A 14,222-nucleotide genomic window follows, 5' to 3' on the forward strand; every position below is an offset into this window, starting at 1 on the left:
CCTTAAAGGTTATTAAAGTGCAACTACAACAATATGAATCGTACGTTATTTGCCCACTTAAACTTGATTAGGCGGTAAATCACTTAAAAGATCACAATTTGCATATACACTTGAAAAGCCGTAGGAAAATAATAAGTAGAAAGGAGGTGGTTATGGCGATACAAAGATTGGGCTCCGAAAAGCTTTATCACAGTGCAGAGTTAGAAAAACTGCCATGTAAGTCGACCAAGGAACTGGCTCCTATTGATGAGATAGTTGGGCAAGAACGTGCGCAAAAAGCAGTAGAATTTGCCATGTCGATTAAAGAGAAAGGCTACAACATCTACGCGATTGGTCAGAACGGGCTAGGCAAGCGAACTATGATTCTTCGCTACTTGAATCGTCATCAACACGATCATGAAGCTCTATTCGATTGGTGCTATGTAGCCAACTTCAGTGACATTCGGACGCCAAGGGTTTTGAAACTGCCTTGTGGCGTCGGGAATCAGCTTAAACAAGATATTGAAAAGCTGATGACTAAATTAGTCAGTGCCATTCCACTGGCATTCGACAATGAAATGTACTTTTCTCGTGCTGAGAAATTAAAAAATCAGCTAGCGACTAAGCAACAGGCAAAACTTGACCACATCAGTAAAGAGGCGAAAGATAAAGGAGTCAACCTGACTTTAACCTCTCAAGGCGACTACCAGTTTGTGGCAATGAATGGTGAAGAGCCGCATACCGAAGAAAGCTTTGATGAGCTATCTAAAAAAGAGCAAGACTATTTTGGTTCTACCATTGATGAGCTGGAAATTAATTTGCGCGGTATGGTACGTCAGCTTACTGAGTGGGAAGAAGCGTACAGCGAAAAAATCACTAAGTTAAATAATGAAGTGACCTTAGATGTAATTACCCACTTTATCAAACAGCTCAAATCGGATTACTCCTCTCACCCTGAAATCAAGTCGTACCTGACTGAACTACAAAAAGATATTGTTGAAAACGCTGATATCTTTTTGGAAGAAGGCGGCGAGCAAGGAGAAATTGCAACCGCTTCGCTAGATAAAAAATTACCACGACGCTACAAAGTTAACGTACTGGTAAGCCGTAAAGACCAAAACCTTCCTGTTGTTGTAGAAAACAACCCTAACTACCATACGTTATTTGGTTATATTGAAACGGCTACCTTTAAGGGAACCGTCTTTACTGATTTCTCACTTATTCGTCCAGGAAGTTTGCACAAAGCCAATGGTGGTGTATTACTAATGGACGCGGTCAAAGTACTCGAACAACCGTACGTTTGGGATGGATTGAAGCGTGCGTTACGCTCGCGCCAACTAAGTTTTACTTCACTAGAAAAAGAGCTCACTCTAACAGGTGCTGTTTCTCTCGACCCAGAGCATATTCCACTTGATGTAAAGATTATCCTATTCGGTGACCATCGAACTTACCAACTTCTACAGCATTACGATCCAGAGTTTAGCGAACTATTTCGGGTTACAGCCGACTTTGAAGAAGATATGCCGAGAACTGCCGACTCTGAGCTGCATTATGCACGTTTTATTTCGAGTATTGTTCATGATAACAACATGTTACATTGTGACCGAAAGGCGATTGCGCGGATTATCGAGCATAGCTCAAGGATAGCTGGTGACAGAAATAAACTGTCCCTACACTCGTCTCATATCTCTATTTTGCTTCGTGAGTCTAACTATGTTGCCCGACAAGCAAACTCAAATATGATTCGCTTGAATCACGTTCAAGAAGCGCTAAGCAATCAAGAAATGCGAGTAAGCCGCCTTCAAGACAATGTTATGGAGTCTTTCATTAATGGCACAACATTGATTCACACGGAAGGCTTAGCAGTAGGGCAGGTCAATGCGTTATCAGTACTTTCTACCAGTGATCATATGTTTGGTGCACCGAATCGAATTACAGCGACCACATCTTATGGTGATGGCGATGTGATTGATATCGAACGTAGCGTTGATCTGGGAGGTAGTATCCACTCAAAAGGCGTTATGATTCTGACCGCTTACCTCTCTTCTGTGTTTGGTAAAACTGCCAAAGTGCCGCTTACCACAACGATTACTTTCGAGCAGTCATATGGTGGAGTGGATGGTGATAGCGCTAGTATGGCTGAGTTTTGTGCCGTTGTTTCTGCTTTCTCTAAGCAACCTAACCGACAAGATATTGCAATTACTGGTTCAATGAACCAGTTTGGCGAGTCTCAACCTATTGGTGGCGTGAACGAGAAAATAGAAGGCTTTTTCGACGTTTGTAAAATAAAAGGTCGTACCAACGAGCAGGGCGTCATCATACCTCGCTCGAATATGCACAACCTCATGTTACGTACTGATATAGTAAAAGCGGTCGAGAAAGGTGAGTTTAATATTTGGGCTATTGACCATGTGACAGAGGCTATCGAAATTTTCACTGGGAAAACCGCAGGAACTCCGAGTGAAGAAGGTACATACCCAACCGATACTATATTCGGCATAGCACAAGCTAAATTAAATGCTTTGCGCAAGTAGTTGAATTTGAATAGATGTCTAAGTTTGAAGAGCCAGCGTTTGCTGGCTCTTATTTTTTGTACAACAGTCAGTATTAATTGACACTATAATCATTAAACAAGGATTTTTTTCGTAGTGCACATTGCATAAGAGAGCTTCAATGGATTACTTTAATGTCAAAAGGATTTGGCTGTTAATCTTAGCGATTGTAATGAGTTACCCATCTTTCGCGAATCAAACACCACAGCAGAAAGAGTCACCCTCTGTGGTGTTCATTAATCCCGGTTCAAAGGATGATCCGTTTTATCGCTTGGTCGACCGATTCATGCGCGCTTCTGCAGAGGATCTCGGCGTCGATTTGGAAGTGATTTACGGGAACCGAAATCATATTCAGAGCAAAAATGACGCCGTAAAAGTAATAATGAGAGAAAAACTGCCCGACTATCTTTTCGTTATTAATATAAAAAAGAACATGCTAGACGTACTGCCTCGAGCCAACGAGAAAGGCATAAAAATATTTTTGTTCAATGGTGGGTTAATAGCTGAAGATAGAGAAAAGCATGGTTTTCCGGAAAGTAAATACGAAAACTGGATAGCTGAATATATCCCAGATGAAATACAAGCGGGGTATCTGCTAGGCAAAAACCTGATTGATAGTGCAATAGAAAAAAATATGGTAGCAGATGACGGTATCCTTTACGTTGCAGGTATCGGCGGAACACGCAAGACTACATCAGAGTTGAGAATTGAAGGCTTACGCAAAGCAGTATCAGAATACCCCAACGTGAAGATAGTTAAGCTTGCATATGGTTATTGGGAAAAGGACAAAGCAGAATTTATTTCAGAGCAAGTACTGAAACAGTTTCCTCAGCTAAGTGTTATTTGGAATGCAAGCGATGGTATGGCATTGGGAGCTGCCGAGGCGGCAACGACGATGGGGAGAACTCCAGGGAAAGACATATTTATAGGTGGCATCGACTGGGCTGCCTCCGCTGTTGAAGGTGTGAATAAAGGCGAGCTTTCTTCGACGGTTGGTGGACATTTCATGGATGGGGGATGGGGCCTAGTTATGGTAAACGACCATCACAATGGCATTCCATTGGAGAACGTATTAGCTCAGTCAAAATTTTCAATATTAACTTCAGACAATATTGGAGAGTACAAAAAGCACTTTGGTGACGGCAATTTTGACGATATTGACTTTACGCGCTTTTCTAAAAGCCATAACCCTGACATTAAAAAGTACAACTTCTCATTGCAAGAGATGTTGGGTCAACTTAATTCCTCTCAATAGAGAAGCTAAAAAAAATGCCCTGTTCGACAGGGCATATCTGACTTTTAAGCAAGAGTTGTTGGTTAGTTCATTGGTGTCCAATAATCTTTATTGACCTCTAACAAATCATCCAAAATAGCTTTGGCAACAGTAGCACTTGGGATTGTCGCTGACAGAGTCAGCGCCTGCCATAGTTTTTGATAGGAACCCTCGACGTGAGCTTCTACGACGAGTTTTTCAACTGAGACTTGCTGGTTCATCATTCCTTTTTGGAATTCAGGGATTTCACCTATTTGAAGTGGTTTTGCGCCAGTATTGTCGACTATACAAGGGATCTCAACCATAGCAGTAGGATCAAAGTTAGTAATAGAACCATTGTTTGGGACAATGAGTAACATGCGTTCCTTGGTGTTAAAAGCAATCGCCGTGGCTAAATCTACAATGTATGAGGCGTGCTCTTCAACTTCAATACTTGTATCAGTAGCAGTCCCATTTGCGATAATACGATTGCATTCAGTAAATACTTCTTTCTCACGTCCCTCCATGACTTCGTTGGCACGTGTAAACTCTTTATCTGAGTGCTCAACGACATAGTCAGGATACATGTAGTATTTCAGGTATGTGTTTGGAATAGTTTCCGGGTCTAAAGCATAGACATCTCTAACCTTTCTAAAAGTATCTTTCCACGATTCATCGGTGTGTTGAGCGCCACTAATTGCACTTGGCGGTAAGTAGCCGTTCTCTTTAATATATTCTTTTATACGTGGCAGCAAATTTTCACCTGTTTCAGTGTCTTTGAACTCTTTCCACCAGCCAAAATGATTCAAGCCGTAGTACATAATGTCGAATTGTTTGCGATCTTCATAGCCAAGTATTTCTGCGACACGCGTTTCGATGCCAATTGGCATATCACAGATATTGAGTACTTTCGAGCTAGGGCGCATTGCTCGACAAGCTTCTGCCACGATTGCAGCAGGGTTTGAGTAATTTAGCATCCAAGCATCTGGTGAATATTTTTCCATATAATCAATCATTTCTATAACAGCTGGTATAGAGCGAAGGCCATATGCAATGCCACCAGCACCACAGGTTTCTTGACCAACACAGCCGTGACGAAGAGGGATTTTTTCATCTAGTTCTCTCATCGCGTACAGTCCCACACGAATGTGCGCCATACAAAAATCTATGTCGGAAAAAGCCTCTTCAGGATCGGTGGTATATGAAAACTCGATGTGTGGTGCGCGTTCTTTGAGTAAGATTCTACAAGCCTCTGCAATGGTTTCTTGGCGAGATGCGAAGTTATCGTAGAATTTTAACTTTCTGATTGGAAAACGGTCTTGGTTGTTGAGCAGCATCATTACAATGCCGGGTGTAAATGTTGAGCCGCCACCAGCGATAACAACAGAGAATTCCTTTTTCATAATATACCTCTTATGGTTTTAGAGCGGCGTTTACCGCTCAAACATATAGCGTGGATAGTTGTGTATTGAAGTTACTAATGTTCAGTTTGCAGTGTTCAGCGATAAATCATTTTGCATAGTTTGGGAGTGATAGCTTGAGACGATCTGTTCGCACTCTTCTCTGAGCTGTGAAACGCTTAGTCCGATAATCACTTGAATAGCATTACCGCTTTTAACTAAGTTCACCGCGCCTGTTTCGATAAAGTACTGAGTTGGTTTGACCTTCGTAGAATCGAGAACAGTAACGCGAAGGCGTGTTGCACAGTTGTTTAAGCTTTCGATATTTTCGACTCCACCTAGTCCTTGTATCGTTTCTATAGCTTGAACGCGAAGAGGGCTTAGTTCTGGGTTGTTTGCTTTGGTGATTCCATGTTTCACATTAAAGTCTTCTTTGGTGTGAAGCTTCACCTCGTCATTAGTGCGCCCAGCAATAGGAATGTCGAATTTAACGATAAGAAACCTAAAGGTGAAGTAGTAGATAGCGGTAAATATAAGCCCGATAGATATCTGGGTAATCACCATATTGGTATGATTACCGAGCAGAGGTATCCAGTTTCCTGTTAGTATCTCAAGCAAACCGCCTCCCATATTGCCTACAACGCCGAAACTGTACATAACCATTGCCATGATGCCAGCAAGGATGGCATGAATAGCGAACAGCCAAGGAGCGATAAACAGGAAGGTAAACTCAAGTGGTTCAGTAATACCAACTAATACTGCGGTCAAAGTCGCAGGAATGAGTAGAGCGGCAACTTTCTTACGGTTTTCAGGTTTCGCGGTGTGGTACATCGCAAGTGCAATACCTGAGCAGCCAAACACTTTTGAGTTACCATGTAGAGCAAATCCGCCAGCGGGGAAGAGATCTTTTATAGCTTGACTTGAGTGAGTAAATGCTTCGAGATTTGTATACCAGTCAGCGGTAATGCCGTTTGGAGTAACGACGTTGCCAAAAATGAAAGGAGCATACACAAAGTGATGTAGTCCAGTAGGGATCAGGATACGCTCTAAGAAGGTATACAGGCCAACACCAAAAGCACCAGAGTTCACGATGAATGATTGGAGGTTAAGGATGCCATGCTGGACTGAAGGCCAGATATAAAGTGTTAGCCAAGCCGCTGGAAGCATGGCAAAGAACGATGTCATTGCAACAAATGATGCACCTTGAAAGATACCTAGATACGGAGGCAGCTGTTTTTCAAATGTCCTGTTGTGAATCCAAGTGACTAGTCCTGCAATAATGATTGCACCGAAGATCCCGGTATCCATAGTTTTTATACCTGAGATTTCAGTTAAACCGGATGTACCTCCTACTGCTTGTGAGAAATCAACGCCAAAGTAACTGCCCCATATAGTCCCCATAGCCGCAACAAAATAGTTAAACGTTAAGTACGAAACTAACACGACCAATACAGCTCGAGCCTGAGCTGTTTTAGCTAGGCCTATTGGTAAGCCGACTGCGAATATCAAAGGCATATTGCGGAAAATCGTCCAGCCGCCTTCTTCAACCACTTTTAGAATTTGATAAAAAAGACCCGACTTATCAGCAAGATCGCCGACAAATACTGGGTTTTTTAGAACAATCGTCAGCCCTACTAGAATCCCGACAAAAGGGAAAAGGAGAACTGGGGTAAACATTGCGCCGCCTAGACGTTGTACTGCACTTAGCATAATAGAATCCTTACATTATTCATTCGTGCTTCAAAAGTGTCCTAAGTTTGGATAACAGTTAACCTACTCTCGCACAACGGATATGACAAATATAAGATATGTTAAATGTGATATGGTACAAATAAGAGATGAATTGTGAGATCTTGTACTAATATACACGTTAGATATGAACGAAGTAGACTATAACTATTTGAAAAATTACCTACTCCCGTCATAACCTTGATAATTGGTCATTGATTTGTTCTATTGTCGTGTGTAAATTTTTCTCGATAAGGAGGTCCCGAATATGTTGTACAAAAAAACAATGCAAGAACTTAGAGGTCGTATTGATTCCGATGAGTTTTCAATAGGAGATACACTACCGACAGAAAAGGAGTTGATGGAACAATATTCGGTGAGTCGAATTACTATCCGTAAAGCAATTGATGAACTTGTAAAATTGGGCTTGGTCGAAAAACGTCAAGGTGCAGGCTCAACCATCATTGGTAAGACATTGATCAGTTCTATGCTCAATTTGAAAAGTACCAGTGAATATTTATTAGAATCAGGAACACATTTAGAGTACAAGATTTGTGACTTTGCACTGATTGATGCAGAAGAAGACATTGCAGAGATTTTGAATATTAAAGTAGGTGAGAAAGTTTATTTCATTCGCCGATTTAAACTAATCAACGGATTACCTTCTGTATATGAGGATTCTTATATGCCGATGGCTTTGTATCCCAAAATGAATGTAATGTCTATGGAAGGTTCTAAATATCAGTACCTTGAACAAGAGCTAGGCTTTGAAATTGATGGCGCTTATCAAGACTTTGAAGCTATATTACCTGATCAGCATATGTGCGAGACATTAGACGTTGATGCTAACAAACCGCTTATTTGTGTCTTATCTAAAGGCATTCTAAAAAATGGAACTGTGTTTGAATACACTAGAATTGTATCGAAGCCTGAAACCATGTCTTATAAACACTATCTAAAACGTCATGCGTAGTGAATATGGTTATTTATCTTTAACAGCCTCTTTCTAATCAAATCGATTCTTTTGTTAAACTAATTATATAAAACTTTAGTCAATATTCCCCCTACGCTGGGTTGACAAACTTGCGAGAAAAATTGACTATCTGATCTTGATATTAGGGTCAGATATATTCATGAAAAGCACAACAAAAATAAGTGTTTAAAGAGTATGAAATGTTCACGCAGGTCCAGTTATGAATACAATACGTCTTGGCAACTTATTAGCGGCTCTTTCATTCATCTTTTGGGGAGTAACGCCTCTTTATTATCAATTCTTACCACACGCTTCAACGGAAGAGTTGTTAGCTGTGCGTATTATAGCATCGGTTCCTTTAATGGCGTTATTGGTCTTATTATTACGTGGTAAGCTACCTGATATTAAAGCGATTTTGAAAGACAAAGTTTCATTCAAATATGCTTTTTTCGCTAGCCTAATTTATTGTGTCTCTTGGTATACTTTTACTTGGGCAATCACTAACCATCATGTTTTGGAGTCCAGTTTAGCATTCTTTATCAGCCCGATTACGATGGTTGCTCTGGGGTATTTTGCGTACAAAGAGCCGATATCTTCAGGTAAGTTTTTAGCTATTCTATTTGCTTGCATAGGTGTTTTGTATCAGTTGGTTCTGTTTGGCCATATACCTTACATCGCCCTGACGATGGCTATTTGTTTTACTATATACGGTTGGTGTAAAAAGAAAATTTCATATAGCTGGGATATTTGCCTGTTCGTTGAGGTCTTAGCTTTAACGCCGTTTGCTGTGGCATTCCTAGTCTACAAGTCAGCCTATGTTGGGCTTGAGTTTACTGGGACTGAGTGGGGAACTGCTTTACTTTATCTTGGAGCAGCACCTGTCACGATATTGCCTCTGGTCTTTTATTCAATGTCGGTAAGAATGACAGACATGTCTAATATTGGTTTGATGCAATATATTGAGCCCTCACTGCAATTTTTACTTGCTGTCATAGTGTTTGGTGAGGCATTCGACTATGTTAAAGCGGTCAGTTTCGGTTTTATCTGGCTAGGGCTTGTGTTTATTGTTATTGAGTCTGTGATGAAAAGAAAAGCGACATACAGGGTTAACAAGTCATAGAGTCACAGGTTAGACGATGCGTCTCACTATAGTGGAGCTCTATTCTAGAGCTAAGTGGTGAAGGGAAACTGGGTCAAGGAATAAGAGGAAGGCTAAGTATGAATGATAATTTCAAAATTATAATGTTAGTTTCAGTTCTATTAGCAGCTTTAGCGGGTTGCCAGTTACCACCAGGACCAGGAGGGCCGGGCCCGGGACCACATGGCCCACATCCATTTGCTGAGACTACCTCTTCAGTAGACTTAGTCCAGCACTGATTGCAGAGAACGAAACAACAGGCTCACAATTCTGAACCTGTTGTTTTATTGCTTTCTACTTAGCAACTGTGAGTGCAGCGATCTTGTGCAACTTTTAGTATTTGCAACACCTTCAAGATTTGAATACTAGTTTTGTTTCTAGGCTTAAATTTTAAGATTGCTTTAGCGATGAAAGAAATCTTACTAAGTCTGTTGCCCATTGAAATCAAAGAGACCCAATCTTGCTCGTCAACCTTTTCTTTCCACATAAATAATGCGTCTAGGATAGCGGCTTGCGAAATGGATTCGATACGATGAAGGTCCATTAACAGTAGGAAAATATCCCTAGCTTTAAGTTTTGAGTTTGCTTTTAATGTCGCTTCCTCAAAATCGATCAGCTGAACTTCGTTGTCCTCATTGACTAGAATATCTCGAAGTGCAGGTCGGCCGTGGGCGATATCATTTTCATGCAAAACTGCAAAAATTTGCAACAGCTGCTCAATAAGCTGCTCGTTAACTAGTTTTGGATCGACGTGTTCAAAAGGTGTTCCGGCATCCATAGTAATGAAGTAATCTTCATTGCCATCAATGATTTTAGGAACAGGGAAGCCTTTCTCTTTCAAGTGAGAAATAATGAGCTTCTCGTGTTCAAACCTTTCAGATGGGCTAAGTAGAGCATTAGTTTTCAAAAAGGAAAGTGACTCTGCTTTTGCAATAAGAGATGAAATATATCGTACGAAGTTCGACTTATTTTCTCCGCAAACCTTAACCCAGTATGTTGAATTGTCCTTAATAAGCTTATAAACACCTGCAGTGTTATTAAGCGCAATGTCTTCCGCTGACTCCTTCAATGTATTGGTGTCTGACATGCTGTTAGTTTTCGTTAACTGTTTTAAATTTACCGCTTAACAAGCTTAATATCAGCATTAATAAATACTTTTAAACCAACCAGTTGAGGATTCGATGAGCAAAGTATCTTCTCTATGACTAATGGCAATCAAGTCTTAAAGTTAATTTTGTCATTAATCTGCAAAAAAGCGACGTTACAATTCCGCGTACGAAATAAGGTGAACCTAATAGTTATCCTTTTCATACACTTGTACCGATGCCATTCAATAAATCTGGTATGTGACTGCTTGTTTACTATTTGCACGGTGTTCGATTGGTGTGAATGCTATCGTATTTTTATTCCTTTCGTCAATGTAAAGAGGAGTATTTACTCAATACTTTACATTTGTGAAAAAAATGTGAACAGTCACTTCCAGCCCAGTATACCTGAGTCAGTACTCTTCAATGTGGCTATAACCATTGTTGTACAGGCGCCAGTAGCATCTTGCCCTTATTAGTCAATGTACACTTGTCTGCCTCAAAAGTAGTCAAATACATACCAACAAAGCACAAGTTTCAGGCTCTACTATGCTAATTAGAGAGTGTTGGATAGGGAGCGTCACAATGACGAATCGTTTTTTTGGAAAAGTAGTATTAGGTATGACCATCTGTCTAAGCTGCATTTTCAACTCTGCATACGCGTTGTCGCTTTCGACTTTAGAGCTTCCTCCTTTTTCAATGCGTTTGCCAAATGGAGAGATTGGTGGGCCATTTATAGAGGTTGTTCGGGATGTTTGTGATGAGATGGGTGAGCAGTGTGTATTTGAGTTGCTACCCAATAAGCGTTTAAAACATGCTGTCCGAACAGGTGAGGTCGATGCAGGGTTCCCTTATGGTTGGAACGAAGAGCGAGCAAAATATCTCTATTATTCGATACCGTTTTTGCAAACTGAATATGGCCTGTTTGTTGCAGGCTCGAATAACAAACAAATAGAGAGCACAAAAGACTTACAGGATCTGACGATTGGTGTGTTTGGGCCTCAAACAAACATGTATCACCGGCTTGAGGAGGTTCAGTCCAAGATGAGCGAAGATGGTTTGTCCCCCTTCAAAATTCACGCAAGTAAGGATCTCAATGGCGAGCTGGTAAACATGCTCAAACGAAATAGGATAGATGGTTACTACGTCAACAAAGCAGTTGGGTACTTCAGAGCAAGCAGGTTCAACGTTGAGAACTTGAAATATGTTTGGAAACACATGGAAATCCATTATTTTGTCGTATTTCCAAAAGCAACAACAGATATCGAGTTTGTGAGGAAGTTTAACCGTTCTGCCCTTAAGGTATTGTCGAGAGAGGGGTATTTGGAGAAGAAACTTCTGCCACTGAATATCTCAGTTCCGCCATTGGAAGAGCATATTTATACAAAATATGATGTTATTAAGTAAGCCTAATTCCTAGATAATGCTGTAAAAAAGTAACTGAAAGAAAGCATATTACTTCTCATATCCTTATGAAAAACAATCAGCCATGTAACTCATCAATGCACGAAGTTTTGGTGTTGCACCACGGCGGCTGGGGTACAAGGCGTATAGAGACACACCTTCAAACTGCCACTTTGGTAAGATATTGACTAATTTCCCATCCGTTACGAAATCTTTTGCCATGTATTCTGGTAGTTCGGTAATTCCGATACCTTGAACTGCCATTCTCTTTAAAACAGAAAAGTCATCGCACTGTATATATGGGTTAAAATGTACTTGCTGCGTCGAGTCCCCAGAAACAAAGTTCCATATTGGTTTACGCTCTTTGTCACTCATGAGCATCAGAGGATAAGGAATAAGATCTGTTGGCACATTTATCTCTTCCTTAGAGAACTCTGGCGCCGCATAGAGTCGGAGATCTAATGTTGTCAGTTTTCGCGCGACTAGCCCAGATTCAACCAGTTTCCCTACTCGAAAAACGATATCAAAGCCCTCTTCAATCACATCGACTCTACGGTTAGTTAGACTAATTTCCAGCTTAATTTCTGGGAACTGTTTGCAAAATCCGGCAAATAACTCTGATAGTAACGACTGGCCTACAGTGACGGAAGCGCATATCTTCAAAGTCCCTACTGGCTTTTCTAGTAGTGTTTCCACTGTGTGCTGGGCAACTTTTAATTCGTCTTTAATTCGCCGACATGAATCGTAAAACTGCTTTCCAATTTCTGTGAGTCTTTGAGAGCGTGTTGAACGCTCCAACAGTCGAACGCCAATTTCGTTTTCTAAACGGGTAATTTTTCGGCTGATATTTGATTTTGGCGTACCTAAAGCATCTGCCGCAGCGGTAAAGCTACCTTTTTCCACGACCTTGGCAAAAACCAGCATGTCATTGACATCAACCATATGTATTTAGTTATTAGTTATCAAATATTGAACAATCATATATCAATTTGCTTATTTATCAACAATGGGTAACAAATTAGTCTTAATTCATCGCTTACAAGATAACGATGAAGGAGAGAGTGATGAAAGTTTTAACCTTAGAACAACTACCACAAGGCGGATTTGCAGGGTTAAAAGAAAAGCAACTGGTTAAAGACTCTCGAGTGTTTAATAAAGCTATTGGTACACAGGCCTTTGATGGCATTGGTAACTTTGTCTATTTGGCTGACGCCAACTTTGAGCCTTTTGGCGAGACTGGAATGCACCCACATCACGAAATCGATGTGATAAGTGTTATGGCAAAAGGGCGAATTTCACATGCAGGTTCGCTCGAACACGGCCAGAGCTTAGAGACTGGCTGGGCTCAAGTTCAGCGTGCTGGTGGGGAAGGGTTTTCCCACAATGAAATCAACCCCGATGATGAGACGAATAAGCTTATACAGCTATGGGTACTGCCTGAGGTTTCCGGACAGAAGGCTGGATATAAGGCTTATCAACCAGTTATTGGAAACAGAGTAAGAATTTACGGTGGCACACAAGAGCAACACGATACGTTCGAAAGCCACACCATTATTGAACTATTTCAAGCGCAAGAGGGTGATCGAACGGAGCAAGTTGGTGATGTACTCGCTTACTTAAGCAGTGGCTCAGCGATTGTGAACAATCAAAATATTGAAGCTGGAACTTTGCTTCGCACCAATGTGTTGAACTTCACTGCTCGTGAAGACAGCCAACTCATTCTAATTTTCAAAGAATAATTAAATAAAGAAAGCCAAATAGAGGAACAAACCATGACAACGAAAACAAAATATTCAGAATTTTTAACTCCTGAGAACGCAGTATTAGCGATGATCGATCACCAGACAGGGCTTATGGTTGGCCTTGGAGATGAACATCCAACGGTACTTAAAAATAGCATCATGGGGCTAATTCGTACTGCGAAAGCAATTGATCTGCCTTCAGTGGTGACAGCAAGTTTACCTGACGGCCCAAATGGTCCAATAATGCCAGAGATCCCAGAAGTGTTGGGTGTGGATGTTATTGAGCGAGCTGGTCAAATAAATGCGTGGGACAGTGCTGACTTCCGTGGGGCGATTGAACAAACAGGACGCAAGAAAATCATTATGGCAGGTATCGTGACAGATGTATGTCTCCTTTTCCCAGCACTTTCGGCGGTTGAAGAGGGTTACGATGTATATGCAGTGATTGATGCATCGGGAACGTGGAACAAAACGGTACAAGAGGTCACCATACAGCGCTTGACTCAAGCCGGTGTAAAAGTGACCACTTGGGCATCGGTTTTAGCTGAGCTGATGAATGATTGGCGCAGTGATTATGGTGATTCTCTAGGTCGTGTATTAGCGGAACATACGACCAAGTATGGCTATGTAATGAACAGTTATTTCGCGAAGGGGTAGACTATGTGTGGTGAGCGAAAAGGCTCGCCACCTAATGCGCATTGGGTGGCGTTGTACACATTTATTATATTGTTACCATTGGTTTATTTTATTCCACCTTGGGTTATTCAGTCGATCTCGGACAAGCCGATCACAGTAACCGTTATATCTGTGGCTATCATCACGGGAGTTGTAAACTACGTTGCGTTGCCCTTAGCGCTAAAAGCACACCTGAAAGTCACTCAGTAAGGTTATATACTGAGGCACACCCAATGTTGAGTGCGGTGTGCCTCTCGCTGGTTACAATTGATAATTCAAGTTATTCACGATGGT

General features: G+C 41.1%; 13 protein-coding genes. 9 read left to right on the forward strand and 4 right to left on the reverse strand.

The window, feature by feature from the left end; genetic code table 11:
- Window positions 1-152: 152 nt before the first annotated feature.
- Entirely contained in the window at window positions 153-2,513 is a 2,361-nt protein-coding gene (locus L7A31_RS02140) for a Lon protease family protein (RefSeq protein ID WP_237359844.1), read from the forward strand.
- A gap of 139 nt (window positions 2,514-2,652) precedes the next feature.
- A complete protein-coding gene (locus L7A31_RS02145; RefSeq protein ID WP_237359845.1) occupies window positions 2,653-3,786 on the forward strand; it encodes an ABC transporter substrate-binding protein in 1,134 nt (377 codons plus the stop codon).
- 62 nt (window positions 3,787-3,848) lie between these two features.
- Here L7A31_RS02145 and L7A31_RS02150 read toward each other — a convergent pair whose 3' ends face one another.
- Window positions 3,849-5,186, reverse strand: a complete 1,338-nt coding sequence (locus L7A31_RS02150; RefSeq protein WP_290368733.1) for a 6-phospho-alpha-glucosidase — start codon at window positions 5,184-5,186, stop codon at window positions 3,849-3,851.
- Between the two features lie 81 nt (window positions 5,187-5,267).
- Window positions 5,268-6,893 carry an alpha-glucoside-specific PTS transporter subunit IIBC gene (locus L7A31_RS02155; RefSeq protein ID WP_237359846.1) on the reverse strand — a complete coding sequence of 542 codons (1,626 nt, stop codon included), beginning with the start codon at window positions 6,891-6,893 and terminating at the stop codon, window positions 5,268-5,270.
- 286 nt (window positions 6,894-7,179) lie between these two features.
- On the opposite strand from L7A31_RS02155, the gene L7A31_RS02160 reads away from it, so the two are divergent.
- The 3 genes from L7A31_RS02160 to L7A31_RS02170 all read left to right on the forward strand — a co-directional run bounded on the left by L7A31_RS02160 (window position 7,180) and on the right by L7A31_RS02170 (window position 9,261).
- Window positions 7,180-7,884, forward strand: a complete 705-nt coding sequence (locus L7A31_RS02160; RefSeq protein ID WP_237359847.1) for a GntR family transcriptional regulator — start codon at window positions 7,180-7,182, stop codon at window positions 7,882-7,884.
- A 220-nt stretch (window positions 7,885-8,104) separates the two neighbouring features.
- Window positions 8,105-9,004, forward strand: a complete 900-nt coding sequence (gene rarD / locus L7A31_RS02165) for an EamA family transporter RarD (protein WP_237359848.1) — start codon at window positions 8,105-8,107, stop codon at window positions 9,002-9,004.
- A gap of 98 nt (window positions 9,005-9,102) precedes the next feature.
- Window positions 9,103-9,261: a hypothetical protein gene (locus L7A31_RS02170; RefSeq protein WP_237359849.1), complete on the forward strand. Its 159-nt coding sequence runs from the start codon at window positions 9,103-9,105 to the stop codon at window positions 9,259-9,261.
- Between the two features lie 59 nt (window positions 9,262-9,320).
- Here L7A31_RS02170 and L7A31_RS02175 read toward each other — a convergent pair whose 3' ends face one another.
- Window positions 9,321-10,109 (reverse strand): lipopolysaccharide kinase InaA family protein, encoded by a 789-nt coding sequence (locus tag L7A31_RS02175; RefSeq protein WP_237359850.1) that lies wholly within the window; start codon window positions 10,107-10,109, stop codon window positions 9,321-9,323.
- A 583-nt stretch (window positions 10,110-10,692) separates the two neighbouring features.
- Between L7A31_RS02175 and L7A31_RS02180 the strand changes: the two genes are divergently transcribed.
- A complete protein-coding gene (locus L7A31_RS02180) occupies window positions 10,693-11,514 on the forward strand; it encodes a substrate-binding periplasmic protein (RefSeq protein ID WP_237359851.1) in 822 nt (273 codons plus the stop codon).
- Between the two features lie 63 nt (window positions 11,515-11,577).
- Here the strand turns inward: L7A31_RS02180 and L7A31_RS02185 are convergent, their stop codons facing one another.
- Complete coding sequence (locus L7A31_RS02185; RefSeq protein WP_237359852.1) at window positions 11,578-12,453, reverse strand: LysR family transcriptional regulator; 876 nt, start codon at window positions 12,451-12,453, stop codon at window positions 11,578-11,580.
- Between the two features lie 122 nt (window positions 12,454-12,575).
- Here L7A31_RS02185 and L7A31_RS02190 point away from each other — a divergent pair, with 122 nt between their 5' ends.
- Genes L7A31_RS02190 through L7A31_RS02200 form a run of 3 tightly spaced genes read left to right on the forward strand, consistent with a single transcriptional unit; the run spans window position 12,576 to window position 14,138 of the window.
- Window positions 12,576-13,250 (forward strand): pirin family protein, encoded by a 675-nt coding sequence (locus L7A31_RS02190; protein ID WP_237359853.1) that lies wholly within the window; start codon window positions 12,576-12,578, stop codon window positions 13,248-13,250.
- Between the two features lie 33 nt (window positions 13,251-13,283).
- On the forward strand, window positions 13,284-13,910 hold the full coding sequence (locus tag L7A31_RS02195; protein WP_237359854.1) for an isochorismatase family protein: 627 nt from the start codon (window positions 13,284-13,286) through the stop codon (window positions 13,908-13,910).
- Between the two features lie 3 nt (window positions 13,911-13,913).
- On the forward strand, window positions 13,914-14,138 hold the full coding sequence (locus tag L7A31_RS02200) for a hypothetical protein (protein WP_237359855.1): 225 nt from the start codon (window positions 13,914-13,916) through the stop codon (window positions 14,136-14,138).
- Window positions 14,139-14,222: the final 84 nt, after the last annotated feature.

The sequence above is a fragment of the Vibrio marisflavi CECT 7928 genome, from assembly GCF_921294215.1.
Lineage (GTDB): Bacteria > Pseudomonadota > Gammaproteobacteria > Enterobacterales > Vibrionaceae > Vibrio > Vibrio marisflavi.